17 protein-coding genes are annotated in these 15,457 nt (G+C 60.9%); 10 read left to right on the plus strand and 7 right to left on the minus strand.

Going from position 1 to position 15,457, the window contains the following annotated elements:
* Nucleotides 1-41: 41 nt before the first annotated feature.
* Both HU730_RS00985 and HU730_RS00990 read right to left on the minus strand, forming a co-directional pair.
* On the minus strand, nt 42-236 hold the full coding sequence (locus HU730_RS00985) for a hypothetical protein (RefSeq protein WP_003190284.1): 195 nt from the start codon (nt 234-236) through the stop codon (nt 42-44).
* Between the two features lie 233 nt (nt 237-469).
* Nucleotides 470-865 carry a hypothetical protein gene (locus tag HU730_RS00990; RefSeq protein ID WP_186527889.1) on the minus strand — a complete coding sequence of 132 codons (396 nt, stop codon included), beginning with the start codon at nt 863-865 and terminating at the stop codon, nt 470-472.
* A gap of 156 nt (nt 866-1,021) precedes the next feature.
* Here HU730_RS00990 and HU730_RS00995 point away from each other — a divergent pair, with 156 nt between their 5' ends.
* Nucleotides 1,022-1,840: a shikimate 5-dehydrogenase gene (locus HU730_RS00995; RefSeq protein WP_054922283.1), complete on the plus strand. Its 819-nt coding sequence runs from the start codon at nt 1,022-1,024 to the stop codon at nt 1,838-1,840.
* Between the two features lie 465 nt (nt 1,841-2,305).
* Here HU730_RS00995 and HU730_RS01000 read toward each other — a convergent pair whose 3' ends face one another.
* Nucleotides 2,306-2,956, minus strand: a complete 651-nt coding sequence (locus tag HU730_RS01000; RefSeq protein ID WP_054898808.1) for a DUF480 domain-containing protein — start codon at nt 2,954-2,956, stop codon at nt 2,306-2,308.
* Nucleotides 2,957-3,072: 116 nt separating this feature from the next.
* On the opposite strand from HU730_RS01000, the gene HU730_RS01005 reads away from it, so the two are divergent.
* Nucleotides 3,073-3,582 (plus strand): DUF1993 domain-containing protein, encoded by a 510-nt coding sequence (locus tag HU730_RS01005; protein WP_003190292.1) that lies wholly within the window; start codon nt 3,073-3,075, stop codon nt 3,580-3,582.
* Between the two features lie 70 nt (nt 3,583-3,652).
* Here the strand turns inward: HU730_RS01005 and sstT are convergent, their stop codons facing one another.
* Entirely contained in the window at nt 3,653-4,873 is a 1,221-nt protein-coding gene (sstT, locus tag HU730_RS01010) for a serine/threonine transporter SstT (protein ID WP_186527890.1), read from the minus strand.
* 241 nt (nt 4,874-5,114) lie between these two features.
* Here sstT and HU730_RS01015 point away from each other — a divergent pair, with 241 nt between their 5' ends.
* Nucleotides 5,115-6,269 carry an MFS transporter gene (locus HU730_RS01015; protein WP_034125798.1) on the plus strand — a complete coding sequence of 385 codons (1,155 nt, stop codon included), beginning with the start codon at nt 5,115-5,117 and terminating at the stop codon, nt 6,267-6,269.
* Nucleotides 6,270-6,273: 4 nt separating this feature from the next.
* Here the strand turns inward: HU730_RS01015 and nhaR are convergent, their stop codons facing one another.
* On the minus strand, nt 6,274-7,176 hold the full coding sequence (gene nhaR, locus HU730_RS01020) for a transcriptional activator NhaR (protein WP_034125797.1): 903 nt from the start codon (nt 7,174-7,176) through the stop codon (nt 6,274-6,276).
* A 134-nt stretch (nt 7,177-7,310) separates the two neighbouring features.
* Between nhaR and HU730_RS01025 the strand changes: the two genes are divergently transcribed.
* From HU730_RS01025 to mnmH, 4 genes are all read left to right on the plus strand, one after another.
* Nucleotides 7,311-7,562, plus strand: a complete 252-nt coding sequence (locus HU730_RS01025) for a hypothetical protein (RefSeq protein WP_034125796.1) — start codon at nt 7,311-7,313, stop codon at nt 7,560-7,562.
* A 31-nt stretch (nt 7,563-7,593) separates the two neighbouring features.
* A complete protein-coding gene (locus HU730_RS01030; RefSeq protein ID WP_014717958.1) occupies nt 7,594-8,343 on the plus strand; it encodes a TerC family protein in 750 nt (249 codons plus the stop codon).
* Nucleotides 8,344-8,436: 93 nt separating this feature from the next.
* Nucleotides 8,437-9,471: a selenide, water dikinase SelD gene (gene selD, locus HU730_RS01035; RefSeq protein WP_186527891.1), complete on the plus strand. Its 1,035-nt coding sequence runs from the start codon at nt 8,437-8,439 to the stop codon at nt 9,469-9,471.
* Complete coding sequence (mnmH, locus tag HU730_RS01040) at nt 9,471-10,574, plus strand: tRNA 2-selenouridine(34) synthase MnmH (protein WP_060764290.1); 1,104 nt, start codon at nt 9,471-9,473, stop codon at nt 10,572-10,574. Before selD ends, mnmH begins: the two co-directional genes overlap by 1 nt.
* Before the next feature lie 109 nt (nt 10,575-10,683).
* Here mnmH and HU730_RS01045 read toward each other — a convergent pair whose 3' ends face one another.
* Entirely contained in the window at nt 10,684-11,739 is a 1,056-nt protein-coding gene (locus HU730_RS01045) for a permease (RefSeq protein WP_032903692.1), read from the minus strand.
* Nucleotides 11,740-11,797: 58 nt separating this feature from the next.
* Nucleotides 11,798-12,499, minus strand: coding sequence for a hypothetical protein (locus HU730_RS01050; RefSeq protein WP_019817513.1), 702 nt, complete (start codon nt 12,497-12,499; stop codon nt 11,798-11,800).
* Nucleotides 12,500-12,750: 251 nt separating this feature from the next.
* Between HU730_RS01050 and HU730_RS01055 the strand changes: the two genes are divergently transcribed.
* The 3 genes from HU730_RS01055 (at nt 12,751) to hemB (ending at nt 15,386) form a co-directional block, all read left to right on the plus strand.
* Nucleotides 12,751-13,449 carry a glutathione S-transferase N-terminal domain-containing protein gene (locus HU730_RS01055; protein ID WP_034135269.1) on the plus strand — a complete coding sequence of 233 codons (699 nt, stop codon included), beginning with the start codon at nt 12,751-12,753 and terminating at the stop codon, nt 13,447-13,449.
* 3 nt (nt 13,450-13,452) lie between these two features.
* Nucleotides 13,453-14,295 carry a PhzF family phenazine biosynthesis protein gene (locus HU730_RS01060; RefSeq protein WP_078468163.1) on the plus strand — a complete coding sequence of 281 codons (843 nt, stop codon included), beginning with the start codon at nt 13,453-13,455 and terminating at the stop codon, nt 14,293-14,295.
* Between the two features lie 116 nt (nt 14,296-14,411).
* Entirely contained in the window at nt 14,412-15,386 is a 975-nt protein-coding gene (gene hemB / locus HU730_RS01065; protein WP_016977356.1) for a porphobilinogen synthase, read from the plus strand.
* Nucleotides 15,387-15,457 lie beyond the last annotated feature (71 nt).

Here is a 15,457-nt window from a genome sequence, read left to right on the forward strand (position 1 = left end):
GAAAAATCACCTGGCTCGATAGTCGACATCAACGTCAGGCGTTAATCCACCACCTGGTCGAGCATGTTCACCACTTCGTGCTCACTGAGCAGGCCCTTGCGCACCAGGTTTTCTGCCAGCAATGCCAGGAACTTGGCGCTGCGATGGCCTTCAAGGTGCTTGAGTTCAGTCAAGGCGCTGTAGACCTTGCTGGAGGTGCAAAGGCCGGCGGTGCGGTGCGGGTTTTGTGTGGGCATGGTCAATCGTCCTTAATTGTTATTGGCTGGACTGAGTCGATAGTGCGACTGTTTTGTGACGCAAACATGACAGCGCAGCCCGTCATCGATCAAGAGGATATTTGACGCTTATCATGTGGGATTGCTGCTCGTACGTTGTTCTCACAGCGACACTGGCAGGACTAATCCGGACTTCCCAGGCAAAAAAAGGCCCCGCGTGTGGGCGAGGCCTGTGGCTGTCAACGGATTAAAACTTACCAACCATGGCGGTAGTAGCCGTGGGGCGGGCCGTAGTAGCCGCGAGGTGGCCCATAATAACCGCGAGGTGGCCCATAATAACCGCGCGGTGGGCCGTAATAGACGGGCGCCGGGCGGTAGTAAACCTGCTGTTGCACATACACTGGTGGCGGTGGCGCGTAGTAGACCGGCGGCGGCGCGGCATACACCGGCTGCGGCTGCACATACACCGGTTGTTGCACGTACACCTCACGCGGCTGGCTGGCAACCACAGAGCCGACTACCGCTGCGCCGACAAGCGCACCGAACACGGCCGGGCCACCCCAACCACCACCGTGGGCGGAAGCTTGGCCGGCCATCGCGAGTGCGCCGATAAGCAAGGCGATCCTGGGAAGTTTACGCATGATGGTCATTCCTCAATTAGCCCCTGCGCTTGTGGTCTGCAATCAATAGACTCAAGGATTGTCGCGGGGATACTTTTAAGACAACGTATTTCGAGAAAACAGCACGGCCAGTGAGTAAAGGTTGTGTAAGGTCTGTACCGATTTGCTTACTTCAAGGAGTTATCCATGCAGATGCACCCCAACAAGGACACCCAACTGTGCATGTCGCTGTCGGCGCGCCCTGGGAACTTTGGCCTGCGTTTTCATAACCACCTGTATGAACAGCTGGGTCTGAATTTTTACTATAAAGCCTTCAGCAGCCAGGACTTGCCCGGCGCGATCGGCGGTATCCGAGCCCTGGGTGTGCGGGGTTGCGGGGTGTCCATGCCGTTCAAGGAGGCCGCCATTGCCTTGATGGACGAACTCGACGATTCGGTTCAAGCCATCGACTCCCTGAACACCATCGTCAACACCAACGGCTACCTCAAGGCTTACAACACCGACTACATCGCCATCGAGCAATTGCTGAAAAAACACGCGGTGCCCAAGGACTCCAGCTTCGCCCTGCGCGGAAGCGGCGGCATGGCCAAGGCGGTCGCCAGCGCCTTGCGTGACGGAGGGTACGCCAATGGCGTGATCGTGGCGCGTAATGAGGTGGCGGGCCAGGCATTGGCCAGGAACCTGGGGTATCAGTGGCAGGCGGATCTGGGCAGCCTGCGGCCACAGATGCTGATCAACGTGACACCCATCGGCATGACCGGCGGGGTCGAGGCGGATGCGTTGGCGTTTGAGGCCGAGGCAATCGATCAGGCTGAGACGGTCTTCGATGTGGTGGCGATCCCGGCGGAAACGCCGTTGATCGTGCGTGGTCGTGCCCAGGGCAAGCGGGTGATTACCGGGCTGGAGGTGATCGCTATCCAGGCGTTGGAGCAGTTTGTGCTTTATACCGGCGTGCGGCCTACTCAGGAGCAGTTCGAGGCAGCGGTGGCCTTCGCCCGCAGCTAAAGCCTTGCACCAATCCACTGTGGGAGCTGGCTTGCCTGCGAAGACGGCCTCACAGTCGACACCGTAATACCGAGTACATATCCATTCCTGCGGTAACGGCTACTTAGGGTTCCGCTCTGACAGCGGCTCACTTTTGAAAAGCGCAAAAGTAAGCAAAACGCTCTTGCCCCACCACTCGGCACCTCGCTCAGGCTCGGTGTGCCCGAACGCAGGCTTGAATCCGTGGGCCGCCGCCACGCGCCATCCATGGCGCGGGGCGTCTAACCCGGCGTCCTGCCGGGTTACCCACGAATTCAAGCCTGCGTTCGGCCAGCGTGGTTTAACGGGGCGCCTAAGATCAAAAGCAGAGCAAGATCAAGAGCGGCTCGCTTCGCATCGTAGTTACCGTCGGCTGCTGCAACCTACAAAGTTGTGTCGATACCAATGGCTATCGCAGGCAAGCCAGCTCCCACATGTTTATCTGCGTTATGCCTGTTCCAGCTGCGCCAGCCGTTCTTCCAGTGCGGCAATCCGCGCTTCCAGCTCTTCAATCCGCTCCACCGAAACAGCCCCCGCGCTACGCTCTACCGGATTCCCCCGTGCGGTCATAATCGCTTCAATATCTGCCGGGTCCCCTAGTGCATGGGTATACCGGTCTTCCCGCTGCCCCGCCTGACGCGGCACCAGAAGCGCCAGCCCTCGTGCAATCAGGCGTTCGAGCTGATGCACAACCTGTTCGGCATCCTCAAAGTCATGCATACGCCCGCTGCGGGTGAGCAACTCGTTGACGGTCTGCGGCCCCCGCAGGAACAGCAGCCCGGTCAGGATCACCTGGGCCGGCACCAGTTCCAGGGCCTTGTCCACACGGTGCTCCCAGCGGTCGGCGCGGCTGCCCATCACCAGGCGCGTGAAGCCTTGGCCTTCGAGCGCGCGCAGGCTCTGGCCGACCTGGCCTTGGCTGAGGTTCATCACCGGCTCGCGGCTGGTCTTCTGGTTGCAGGCCAGCACCAAGGCGTTGAGGGTGAGGGGGTAGGTTTCCGGGTTGGTCGCCTGTTTTTCGATCAGGCAGCCCAGGATGCGGATTTCCGTGCTGTTCAGGCGCGGCTCAGGGGTGTCGGTGTCGTGCTCGGCGGTCATCGCGCTTTCCCTATGCAGTGAAGCCCCTTAGCCTAAGCTTGAAAAAATAAAAGACAAGCGCCAGGCATGGCTATAATCGCGGCTGGTTCCAACCCCGCCATTACCGTGAGACTGTCATGACTATTTCCCTGTACGCCGCTTCCATCCCGGTCTTCAAGCAAATGCTCAACGCCCTCAGCGATGTGCTGAACAAAGCTGAAGCCCACGCCAGCGCCAAGAACATCGAGCCCAACGCCTTGCTGCAAGCGCGCCTGTTCCCGGACATGTTCCCGTTGGTGCGCCAGGTGCAGATCGCCGTGGACTTCGCCAAAGGTGTGTCGGCACGCCTGGCCGAGATCGAAGTACCGAAGTACGAAGACAGCGAAGTCACCTTTGCCGACCTGCAAGCGTTGATCGCCAAGGTCCTGGCCTTTGTCGACACCATCAAGCCCGAGCAGATCGACGGCAAGGAAGGCATCGAGATCGTCACGCGCCCAGGCACCCCGAAAGAGAAGCGCTTCAGCGGTCAGTCCTACCTGCTGACCTACGGCCTGCCGCAGTTCTTCTTCCACGTCACCACCGCTTATGCGCTGCTGCGTCATAACGGTGTGGAAGTGGGCAAGCGCGATTACATGGGCGCGTTCTAAACCCGCACAAGCACAAAAAAGCCCGGTGCCGTTCTCTGCGAACGGCACCGGGCTTTTTTATGGGGCTGTGTTAAGCGGCCTGTTCTTCCTTGCCCAAACACGCCGCCGCGGTAAACAGCACATCGGTAGACGAGTTGAGTGCGGTTTCCGCCGAGTCCTGCAGCACGCCGATGATGAAACCGACGGCCACTACCTGCATGGCGATTTCACTGGGGATGCCAAACAGGCTGCACGCCAGGGGAATCAACAGCAGCGAACCACCCGCCACCCCCGATGCACCGCAGGCACACACCGCAGCGACCACGCTGAGCAGCACGGCGGTCGGCATGTCCACGGCAATGCCCAGGGTGTGCACGGCGGCCAGGGTCAGCACTGTGATAGTGATGGCGGCGCCGGCCATGTTGATGGTGGCACCGAGGGGGATCGACACCGAGTAGGTGTCTTCATGCAGGCCCAGGCGTTTGCTTAGTGCCAGGTTGACCGGAATGTTTGCCGCCGAGCTGCGGGTGAAAAACGCGGTGATGCCGCTTTCGCGCAGGCACATCAGCACCAGCGGGTAAGGGTTGCGACGCAGTTTCCAGAGCACGATGGCCGGGTTGATCACCAGTGCCACGAACAACATGCAGCCGATCAGCACGACCAGCAGGTGGGCATAGCCGAGCAGGGCGTCGAAACCAGAGGTGGCGAGGGTGGAGGCCACAAGACCGAAGATACCCAGCGGGGCGAAGCGGATCACCACGCGTACGATCAGGGTGACGCCGTTGGACAAGTCGTCCAATACCGTACGGGTGGTCTCACCGGCATGGCGAATAGCGATGCCCATGCCGATGGCCCAGGCGAGGATGCCGATGAAGTTGGCGTTCATCAGTGCACTGACCGGGTTATCCACCACACTGAGCAGCAGGCTTTGCAACACTTCGCCAATGCCCCCAGGAGCGCTCACCGTGGCGTCATGGGTAGCCAATACCAGGAACGACGGAAACATCATGCTGGCAACCACCGCAACCACGGCGGCGGCAAAGGTGCCGAGCAGATACAGGAACAGGATCGGGCGGATATGGGTTTCCTGGCCATGCTTATGGTTGGCAATCGAGGCCATGACCAGCACAAACACCAGGATTGGCGCGACAGCCTTCAGCGCCGTGACAAACACCTTGCCGATAAAACCGGTGGCGCGCGCGGCCTCGGGGAACAGCAGGGCCAGCACGATCCCGGCAATCAGGCCGATGACAATTTGGGAGACCAGGCTGACGCGCATTAAACGTTGCAGCAGGGAAGGGGCAGCAGTCATAAAGAGTTGTCTCTAGTTTTTTTAGTAGGGCACAGCATTGCAGGCAGAAAGTACTGTAGGAAGTAGGCGCGAAGTCTAGCATGCTGTAGGGCACGTCTCGTTTGCTGCGGCATTCCGTCACCCGTTTCAGCCGGGCTTGGTCAAATCCGGACATGTTCTGTTAAGATTCCCCCCTCTCATCTTTCCTCTCCGTCAGCGGGCCCTTCGGGCTGTCGTTGATGTCGTCGTTTCTGGAGTTTTCATGTTGTTTCCTATCCTGCTGCTGTCAGCCGCCGGTTTTACCGTGCTGACCACAGAATTCGTCATCGTCGGCCTGTTGCCGTCGATTGCTCGGGACCTGAACGTCAGCGTGTCCCAGGCGGGGCTGCTGGTGACGCTGTTCGCGTTCACCGTGGCCGCGTTCGGCCCGTTCCTCACGGCCTACTGCGCGCGCTTTTCGCGCAAGCGCCTGTTTATCAGCATCCTGATCATGTTTGCAGCGGCCAACACCGTGGCGGCTTTGGCGCCGAATATCTGGGTGATGGCCGTGGCCCGTTTGATTCCCGCCTTGGGCTTGCCAGTATTCTGGGCCCTCGCCAGCGAAACGGCGGTAGACATTGTCGGCCCTGAGTTCGCCGGGCGTGCGATTGAAAAAATCGGCTTTGGCATTGTTTGCGCCACCGTATTTGGTATTCCGGTGGGCACGCTGATTTCCGATATGTTCGGCTGGCGCACCGCGTTCGCCGTGCTCGCTGTGATTGCCCTGGCCAAGGCATTGCTGCTGTATCTCTATCTGCCGGTCACCCCGGCCAAGCACCAGCAGGGCAGTCTGCGTTCGCAATTCAGGATCCTGCGCAGCCCCGTGATGCAGGGGCATATCCTGCTGTCGATCCTGGTGTTCAGTGGCATGTTCACCGCCTATACCTACTTGGCAGATATCCTTGAGCGCCTGGCCGGGTTCGATGGTACGTTGGTGGGCTGGTGCCTGATGGGCTTTGGCGCGGTCGGGCTGATTGGCAACTCCCTCGGCGGACGCGCCGTGGATCGTCACCCATTGATCGCGTCCATGGTGTTCTGCGGGTTCATGATCGCGGGCATGGTGGCAGTGGTGCCGGCGATTCACTCGACCATCGGCCTGGCCGCGGCGATGGCGGTGTGGGGCGTGACCCAGGCGGCGATGTTCCTGGTCAGCCATGTGCGCTTGATGAAGGCCGCGCCCCATGCACCGGCGTTTGCCGCGTCGCTGAATATCGCCGGCGCCAACCTCGGCATTGGCCTGGGCGCGATGGTGGGCGGGCATGTCATCGACACTCTGGGCCTGGGCAGCCTGGGGTTTGCCGCTTCGGGGTTTATCCTGGTGTCGATCCTGCTCGCACTGTGGCTGATGACCGCCAAACCCACGGCGCTCAATGCCTGAGCGATCAGGGCAAAGCGGTAAACAACTCCCGCCGGGCACCCTCGGTAATGGCCACAATGCCGGGGTGCTTGACCTTGCGCTCCACTGAGATCGCATAAAACGACTCGGTCACCGCATCGGTCTGGCCAATCAGCGCCACGCCGTATTGGCGCACCACCTCGTCGGCGATCACGCTGGGCGCGATAAAAATCCCGCTGCCGGATTGCCCGAAGGCCTGCATCAAGGCGCTGTCGTCGAACTCGCCGATGATGCGGGGTTGAATCTGCTGTTCGGCAAACCAGCGCTGCAAACGGCTGCGCACCACGGTCTCAGCGCCCGGAATCAACAGCGGTGCGCCCTGCAAACACTGTGGGAAATCCCCCCCATGCTGGTCTGCCAACGCCTGGGTGGCGAAAAAACTGATGCCGCATTCTCCCAGTTTCTGGCTGTAGCCCTTGATGTCCAAGTGCGTGGGCATGGGGCTGTCGGAAATCACCAAGTCCAGGCGCTGGATCGCCAGGTCGGCCAGTAAACGTTCGAGTTTGTCTTCACGGCAGGTGATGCGGATCGGTTCGCTCAACTCCATGGTCGGCGCGATCAGCCGGTACACGATGGATTTGGGCACCACATCCGCCACCCCAACGCGGAACGGGATCTGCTGCTCGTCAGGCTGGGCGCGCAGCATCGCCTCCAGTTCATTGCCGGTCTGGAACATCTGCTCGGCGTAGGGCAGCGCCTGGCGCCCGGCTTCGGTCAGTTCAAGCTGGCGCCCGACCCGCTGAAACAGGGCAATACCGAAGGTCTGCTCCAACAGGCTGATCTGCCCGCTGATGGTCTGCGGCGTGAGGTTCAATTGCTCACAGGCGCGCACGATGCTGCCGGTCTTGGCCACCACCCAGAAGTAATGCAGTTGTCGATAATTGAGCATCACGGCCTACACTTCGTAAAAATCGAAGTATACGCGAGAAAAATACGAATTTTCCTGAACTGTTCGCCTGCATAGAATGCCTCGCTATCGAGGGGCCACTACTTGGACCCAAGGGTTCTAACGAGGAATACATCATGAAACTCAATTCCCTGGGCGCGGCGTCGTTGCTTGCGCTTTCATTGGTAGTGGTCAGCGGCTGTGATCAAGTCGAGAAAAGCGCGCAACAGGTGCTGGGCAAAGCCACCGAGTCGGCCAAGCAGGCCATCGACGACACCCACAAGGCCGCCGAGCAGGCATTGAGTGAAGCAACCCAGGGCTTGATCAGCCCTGAGAAGCAGGAAAAAGACGCCGAAAACGCTGCTGAATCCGACACCAAAGAAACCTAATTCCCCAGCACTACCACGTCAGGACTGACCTATGGATTACCTTCTACAACTGGCCGCCAGCCCCACCGCCTGGGTCGCACTGGCGACCTTGATCGTCATGGAAATCGTGCTGGGCATCGATAACCTGATCTTTATCTCGATCCTCACCAATAAACTGCCGGAGAAGCACCGGGCCAAGGCGCGGCGCATTGGTATCAGCATGGCGTTGATATTGCGCCTGGGCCTGTTGAGCACCATCGCATTCATCGTGCAATTGACGACACCGGTGTTCGAGGTTTTCGGCCAGGCGTTCTCGTGGAAGGACATGATCCTGATCGCCGGCGGCCTGTTCCTGGTGTGGAAGGCGACCACCGAGATCCATCACAGCATGGACCCGGAGCCTGAAGAGAAGGCAACTGTCAGCAACACCGTGACCATCGGTTTTGCCGCCGCCATCGGCCAGATCCTGATGCTCGACCTGGTGTTCTCCATCGATAGCATCATCACCGCCGTGGGCATGACCGAGCACTTGCCGATCATGATCATTGCCGTGGTGGTCTCGGTGATCGTGATGCTGGTGGCCGCTGAGCCGTTGGCCAAGTTCATCAACGACAACCCGACCGTGGTGATGCTGGCCCTGGGCTTCTTGATCATGATCGGCATGACGCTGATCGCCGAAGGCTTCGGCGCCCACGTACCAAAAGGCTACGTGTATGCGGCCATGGCCTTCTCGGCGGCGATCGAATGCTTGAACATCGCCCGGCGTAACCGGCACGCACGTTTGCTCGCTGCGCGCCAGTAACCGCTGAACAAACAGGCCGGCTGTGCTCACAAGAGCCCAGCCGGCCTTTTGCTGTCTGCTAGAATCGGCCCACTTGATAGCTTGAGGTCCCCCATGAACGAGCCGATTCGCCTTACCCAGTACAGCCACGGTGCGGGTTGCGGTTGCAAGATTTCGCCACAGGTCCTGGAAGTGATCCTTGCGGGCAGCGGTGCACAGAACCTCGACCCCAACCTGTGGGTGGGCAATGCCTCCCGCGACGATGCGGCGGTATACGCCATCGACGACGAGCGCGGCGTGGTGTCCACCACGGACTTTTTCATGCCGATTGTCGACGACCCGTTCGACTTCGGCCGCATCGCCGCCACCAATGCCATCAGCGATATCTACGCCATGGGCGGCGATCCCTTGATGGCCATCGCCATTCTCGGCTGGCCGGTCAATGTGCTCGCGCCGGAGATTGCTCGCGAAGTGATTCGCGGCGGTCGGGCGGTGTGCGACGCAGCTGGCATTCCGCTTGCGGGCGGGCATTCCATCGACGCGCCGGAGCCGATCTTCGGCCTGGCCGTGACCGGCATCGTGCAAAAGCGCCATATGAAGCGTAACGACACGGCTACCGCCGGTTGCCGCCTGTACCTGACCAAGCCCCTGGGCATCGGCATCCTCACCACCGCCGAGAAGAAGGGCAAGCTGCGCGAGGCGGATATCGGCCTGGCGCGTGACTGGATGTGCACACTCAACAAGCCGGGCAGCCGTTTCGGCAAGTTGGCCGGTGTGACGGCCATGACCGATGTCACTGGTTTCGGCCTGCTTGGTCACCTGATGGAAATGGCCGATGGCAGTGGCGTGACGGCCCGTATCGACTATGCAAAGGTTCCGCGCCTGCCGGGGGTGGAGTATTACCTGGACCAGGGCTGCGTGCCGGGTGGCACCTTGCGCAACTTCGAGAGCTACGCCAGCAAGCTGGGGCGTGTGCAGGAGCTGCACAAGCGCGTGCTGTGCGACCCCCAGACCAGCGGTGGCCTGCTGATCGCCGTTACCCCGGAAGGTGATGCCGAGTTCCACGCCGTGGCTGCCGAGCTGGGCTTGGCCCTTGAGCCTATCGGTGAACTGCTGGAGCGACAGACCAACGCGGTTGAGGTGATTTGATGGCGACGGACATCACCGATTACCGCGACATTTTCCTCAACGACCGGCCGATGATGGATACCCGCGCGCCGGTCGAATTCACCAAGGGCGCGTTCCCCGGGGTGATCAACCTGCCGCTGATGACCGACGATGAGCGCCAGCGAGTCGGCACCTGTTACAAGCAGCAAGGCCAGCAAGCGGCGATCGTGCTGGGGCATGAACTGGTGTCGGGGGCAATCAAGGCCGAGCGTATAGAACAGTGGGCGCAGTTTGCCCAGGCTAACCCCAATGGCTACCTGTACTGCTTTCGGGGCGGCCTGCGTTCGCAGATCGTGCAGCAATGGCTGAAAACCGAAGCGGGCATCGAATACCCCCGCGTCGGCGGTGGCTACAAGGCCATGCGTACCTTCCTGCTGGAAACCCTGGAGCAGGCGACTGCCCAGTGTGATTTCGTACTGCTGGGCGGCATGACCGGCACCGGCAAGACCGAAGTGCTCGGCCAACTGCGCAATGCCCTGGATTTGGAAGGGCACGCCAACCATCGCGGTTCCAGTTTCGGCAAGCGCGCCACGGCGCAACCCTCCAATATCGACTTCGAAAATCGCCTGGCGGTGGATTTGCTGAAGAAGCGCGCAGGTGGTATCGAGCAGTTTGTGGTGGAGGACGAGAGCCGCATGATCGGCAGCTGTGCGCTGCCGCTGCCATTGCACAAGGGCATGCAGACGTTTCCTATGGTGTGGCTGGAAGACAGCGTCGAGGGCCGTGTCGAGCGCATCCTGAAGGATTACGTGGTGGACCTGTGCGCCGAGTTCATTGAGGTGTTTGGGGAAACCGGCCAGCGATTATTTGCCGAGCGCCTGACCCAGAGCCTGGCCAATATTCACAAGCGCCTGGGCGGTGAGCGTTTCCAACGGCTGCAGGCGGTGTTGCAGGAGGCCCTGGCCGAACAGGCACGCAGCGGCGCAGTGGAGCTGCATCAGGTATGGATTGAAGGCTTGCTGCGTGAGTATTACGACCCGATGTATGCGTTCCAGCGCGAGAGCAAGGGCGCGCGTATCGAGTTTGCCGGGGAGCAGGGTGCGGTGGTGGAGTATTTGCGCGAGCGGGCGGCTCGGGTGGGGTGACCTTTCGGACGCCATCGCAGGCAAGCCAGCTCCCACCTTTTGACGTGTGAATACATACAAAGGTGGGAGCTGGCTTGCCTGCGATGAGACCCTCAGCCCCACTGAAACTCTAAAGAATCACCGCCCCAATCAACCCACACACCACCCCCACCAGCATGGTCAACCCGGCCACCGTCACCAGCACCCGCGCATCGAAATCCTTGCGCAGCATCAACAGCGACGGCAGGCTCACGCTCGGCAGGGTCATCAGCAAGGCCACGGCCGGGCCGGTGCCCATGCCCAGGGCCATCATGGTTTGTACGATAGGAATCTCTGCCGCTGTCGGAATCACGAACAGCGTGCCCACAATCGCCAGCGGCACCAGCCACACCAGGCTGTCGGCCATCGCCCCGTCCACATGAGGGAACAGCCACACCCGCGCCGCGCCGAGGATCAGCACCGCCAGGATATACACCGGGATAGTGCTCCAGAACAGCTGCCACAGCGTGCGTAACCAGCGGCTCAGGAACGGTTGCGACTCCACTGTGCTGACGTCGGCAACGGCTTCAAGTGCTGCTTCCGGCACCTGGTCTGGGCGCGCAATGCGCTGTGCCACCAGGGACACGCCCACCACCAGCACAATCCCCGCCACCAGCCGCAGCGCGGTGAAACCCCAGCCCAGCACAAAGCCCATGAACACCAATGTCGCCGGGTTCAATACCGGGTTGGCAATCCAGAACGCCAGCGCCGCGCCGACCGACACCTGCTGGCGGCGCATGCCCGCCGCCACCGGGGCCGCGCAGCAACTGCACATCATCCCCGGCAGGGCGAACAGCCCACCGCGCAGGGTCGAGCCCAGCCCGGCGCGGCCAAACAGGCGCAGCAGCCAGTCGCGGGGGATCAATACCTGCAGCAATGAACCGAGGATCACTGCCAGTACGGCGGCTTTCCAGATGGCCAGGAAATAGACCTGAGCATAGGCCAGCGCCGCCGCCAGAGGCGAGCTTTGCTGGTCATTGAGAATCGAGGCGCCAATGCTGTGGTTGTCGGCCGCTACAAACGCCTTTAGGTAGTAGGGCGACCACTTCACATAGTAGAGGCCGATGCAGGCCACCAGGAGAAACAGCGCAGGTTTGCACCAGAATGCCCAGCCGCGGTTGGGCTGGGTGGAAGCGAGGTTGGACATGGAGATGATCCGCAGGTGAGTCGATAGCCCGGCATCATACGCCCCTGCGGCCCAAGCTTCAGATATCTGCGCTGACCTGGGTCGGGTCCGGGCAGTTTTCCCCGCCGTTATTCAGCCCTTGCTTGTAGTTGCGGCTGAGCAGCGAAGCCTTGCCGTTGTGCCAGGTCAATGTCAGCACGTACAGGGAGTCGTAGTCATTTCCAGACCAATCATCGGTAATGGTGTGTTTTTCGCCGGCGGCTTCGCTGGCGACTTTGTTGATCAGTTCCGGCAAGTAACCATGGGACCAGGCCGTGTAGATGGTCGCGTTGCGGTACTTGTCCTCGACCAGTTCTTCGGCCAGGGCACTGGTGTCATTCGCTGAGAACTCGATATTCACCGGCAGGCCGAGCTTGATCGCGCTGGGGCTGATGGTGATCAGTGGGCGAATGTAGCTGTAGGAGTTATCCAGTTCGCCTTCCTCGACGTTACGCGTCGGGTTGGCAGCGAACACATAGTTGGCTTTGCCGAACTTTTCCGGCAACAGAGTCGCCAGGTTCATGGCGCGGTTCAGGCCCTGGCAATTGAGTTGGCCCAGGCCTCCGGCCGGTTTTTCGCCGTGGCGCAGGAATACCAGGGTTTGTACGCCATCGACCGGTTGCGCACGGCTTTCACGGGCGTCCAGGGCGGTGACGATGGCAGCGCTGACCAGCAGCAGCGGCAATACCATGTAGGAATAACGTTTGAGTCGTGGCACAAGGCGCAGAGGCTTGATCTTCATGATAGGTTCGAGTCTTCGTGCGTCGGGTTAAGGCGGACAAGCCCGGCCCCAGTGACGCATCAGCGTCCTGCGGTGTTCCCTGTCGATATAGCAAGCAGCCTCCATTCATTGTTCGGGCGCTCTTAAGAGTGCATTCGGGCGCTTTGGTTCGCCCACGCGGGATACTAGCTGGCAAATGTTGCGCAACGATGACCCATGCACGATGGCAGGCAGATGACTATCATGGGGACTTTCCGACCAGGGGGTTCTCGATGAACGCACTCGCCGCTTTCCCGATCAACAGCAAATGGCCCGCCCAGCACCCGGAACGCTTGCAGTTGTATTCGTTGCCTACGCCCAATGGCGTCAAGGTGTCGATCATGCTCGAAGAACTGGGCCTGCCTTATGAGGCGCACAAGGTCAGCTTCGACACCCAGGACCAGTTGTCTCCCGAGTTCCTGTCCCTGAACCCCAACAACAAGATCCCTGCGATCATCGACCCCAACGGCCCGAGCGGGCAGCCGTTGGCGTTGTTCGAATCCGGCGCGATCCTCATTTACCTGGCGGAAAAGACTAGCCAGTTGCTCTCCGAAGACCCGGCCACACGCTATGAAACCCTGCAATGGTTGATGTTCCAGATGGGCGGCATTGGCCCGATGTTTGGTCAACTGGGGTTCTTCAACAAATTCGCCGGCAAGGCGTATGAGGACAAGCGCCCGCGTGATCGCTACGCCGCCGAATCGCGGCGCTTGCTGGGCGTGCTGGAAAAGCGCCTGCTGGGCCGCACCTGGATCATGGGCGACGAGTACAGCATCGCCGACATTGCGATCTTTCCGTGGGTTCGCAACCTGATCGGGTTCTACGAGTCCGGTGACCTGGTAGGCATCACCGATTTCCCTAACGTACTGCGCGCGTTGGACGGCTTTGTCGCACGTCCTGCGGTGATCCGTGGCCTGAACATTCCGAGCTGATGCATGCCGACTTTCGATTTTCAACAACTGGACGTATTCAGCAGCGTACCGCTCAAAGGCAACCCCTTGGCCGTGGTGCTGGGGGCCGATAGCTTCACCGACCAGCAGATGGCGGACTTTGCCAATTGGACCAACCTCAGCGAAACCACGTTTTTACTGACGCCGCGCGACCCACGTGCTGACTATCGGGTAAGAATCTTCACCACCCTCAAAGAGCTGCCGTTCGCCGGGCATCCAACCTTGGGCAGTTGCCACGCCTGGTTGCAGGCTGGCGGCGTGCCACGTGGGGAGGAGATTATCCAGGAGTGCGAAATCGGCTTGGTGCGTATTCGCCGTCAGGGCGATGAACTGGCGTTTATCGCGCCGCCATTGCTGCGTGCCGGCCCGGTGGAGGCGCCGTTGCTGGAGCGCGTGCGCCTGGCATTAGGCCTGGCGCCCGAGGCTATCTTGCGCAGCCAATGGGTCGACAATGGTGCGGGTTGGCTGGCGGTGATGTTGGCTGATCGTGAGGCGGTGCTTGCGTTGCAACCGGACTATTCGCAAATCCAGGGTCTGGCCGTAGGGGTGATTGCCCCCTGCGACCCCACGCGTGACGCGGTGGACGCGCAATTTGAAGTGCGCGCTTTTGTCGCTGGCGATGGCGCCGCCGAAGACCCGGCCACCGGCAGCTTGAATGCCGGCGTGGCCCAATGGCTCCTCGCTGAAGGCCTGGCGCCCAACCGTTACGTGGTCAGCCAAGGCACGGCGATCGGGCGAGCAGGGCGTATTTATATCGAGCGCCAGGGCGATGAAATCTGGGTGGGCGGCGCGGTGGCGTTGTGTATCGAGGGGCGTCTACAGCTGTAGATCAATGAATTGTTACGCGCCTGGCAATACACTATTGGCCCCTCGGCGTTTGTGTTGCCAGGACTTGGGGGCATAAGCTTTCGCCCCAAAGTGTTCAGCCATTTTTCAGGATTGCCATGACCAGCCAGTTCCCCCAAGCCCGCCCACGTCGCCTGCGCCGCTCCCCGGAGCTGCGTGGCCTGTTCCAGGAAAGTGAGTTCACCCTCAACGACCTGGTACTGCCGATTTTTGTCGAAGAAGAAATCGACGACTTCGTGCCCATCACCAGCATGCCGGGTGTGTTGCGCATTCCTGAGAAAAAACTCGCCGGTGAGATCGAGCGTTACGCCCGCGCCGGCATCAAGTCGGTGATGACCTTCGGCGTCTCCCACCACCTCGACGCCAGCGGCAGCGACACATGGAAAGAACGCGGCCTGGTTTCGCGCATGTCCTCGATCATCAAGGACGCCGTGCCGGAAATGATCGTGATGTCCGACACCTGCTTCTGCGAATACACCGACCACGGCCACTGCGGTGTGATGCACGGTGCCCATGTCGACAACGACGCGACCCTGGTCAACCTCGGCAAACAAGCCGTGGCCGCCGCCCGCGCCGGCGCCGACGTGATCGCTCCTTCAGCCGCGATGGACGGCCAGGTCCAGGCCATCCGCCGTGCCCTGGATGATGCCGGCTTCACCCACATCCCGATCATGGCCTACTCCACCAAATTCGCCTCGGCCCTCTACGGCCCCTTCCGCGAAGCCGGCGGCAGCGCGCTCAAAGGCGACCGCAAAAGCTACCAGATGAACCCGATGAACCGCCGCGAAGCCGTGCGCGAATCGCTGCTGGACGAACAGGAAGGCGCTGATGCGCTGATGGTCAAGCCTGCCGGTGCCTACCTCGACATCATCCGCGACATCCGCGAAGCCTCGCGCCTGCCGGTGGCGGCGTACCAGGTGAGCGGTGAGTACGCGATGATCAAGTTCGGCGCACAGGCCGGGGCGATTGATGAGGATCGAGTGGTGCGCGAGACGTTGGGGTCGATCAAGCGGGCGGGGGCGGATTTGATATTTACGTATTTTGCGATGGATTTGGCGTTGGCGGGGATTTAAGGGCATCGCCTAACTTGTGGCGAGCTTGCTCGCGTGGGGCTGCATAGCGGCCCCGTATCTCGGCCAGAAAA

The organism is Pseudomonas sp. SWRI22, from assembly GCF_014268395.2.
GTDB lineage: Bacteria > Pseudomonadota > Gammaproteobacteria > Pseudomonadales > Pseudomonadaceae > Aquipseudomonas > Aquipseudomonas paracarnis.

Bases quoted from the DNA above. Each gene is read 5' to 3' on its own strand.
- HU730_RS00985 (WP_003190284.1), bottom strand. From the start codon at position 236: ATGCCCACACAAAACCCGCACCGCACCGCCGGCCTTTGCACCTCCAGC.
- HU730_RS00990 (WP_186527889.1), bottom strand. From the start codon at position 865: ATGACCATCATGCGTAAACTTCCCAGGATCGCCTTGCTTATCGGCGCA.
- HU730_RS00995 (WP_054922283.1), top strand. From the start codon at position 1,022: ATGCAGATGCACCCCAACAAGGACACCCAACTGTGCATGTCGCTGTCG.
- HU730_RS01000 (WP_054898808.1), bottom strand. From the start codon at position 2,956: ATGACCGCCGAGCACGACACCGACACCCCTGAGCCGCGCCTGAACAGC.
- HU730_RS01005 (WP_003190292.1), top strand. From the start codon at position 3,073: ATGACTATTTCCCTGTACGCCGCTTCCATCCCGGTCTTCAAGCAAATG.
- sstT (WP_186527890.1), bottom strand. From the start codon at position 4,873: ATGACTGCTGCCCCTTCCCTGCTGCAACGTTTAATGCGCGTCAGCCTG.
- HU730_RS01015 (WP_034125798.1), top strand. From the start codon at position 5,115: ATGTTGTTTCCTATCCTGCTGCTGTCAGCCGCCGGTTTTACCGTGCTG.
- nhaR (WP_034125797.1), bottom strand. From the start codon at position 7,176: ATGCTCAATTATCGACAACTGCATTACTTCTGGGTGGTGGCCAAGACC.
- HU730_RS01025 (WP_034125796.1), top strand. From the start codon at position 7,311: ATGAAACTCAATTCCCTGGGCGCGGCGTCGTTGCTTGCGCTTTCATTG.
- HU730_RS01030 (WP_014717958.1), top strand. From the start codon at position 7,594: ATGGATTACCTTCTACAACTGGCCGCCAGCCCCACCGCCTGGGTCGCA.
- selD (WP_186527891.1), top strand. From the start codon at position 8,437: ATGAACGAGCCGATTCGCCTTACCCAGTACAGCCACGGTGCGGGTTGC.
- mnmH (WP_060764290.1), top strand. From the start codon at position 9,471: ATGGCGACGGACATCACCGATTACCGCGACATTTTCCTCAACGACCGG.
- HU730_RS01045 (WP_032903692.1), bottom strand. From the start codon at position 11,739: ATGTCCAACCTCGCTTCCACCCAGCCCAACCGCGGCTGGGCATTCTGG.
- HU730_RS01050 (WP_019817513.1), bottom strand. From the start codon at position 12,499: ATGAAGATCAAGCCTCTGCGCCTTGTGCCACGACTCAAACGTTATTCC.
- HU730_RS01055 (WP_034135269.1), top strand. From the start codon at position 12,751: ATGAACGCACTCGCCGCTTTCCCGATCAACAGCAAATGGCCCGCCCAG.
- HU730_RS01060 (WP_078468163.1), top strand. From the start codon at position 13,453: ATGCCGACTTTCGATTTTCAACAACTGGACGTATTCAGCAGCGTACCG.
- hemB (WP_016977356.1), top strand. From the start codon at position 14,412: ATGACCAGCCAGTTCCCCCAAGCCCGCCCACGTCGCCTGCGCCGCTCC.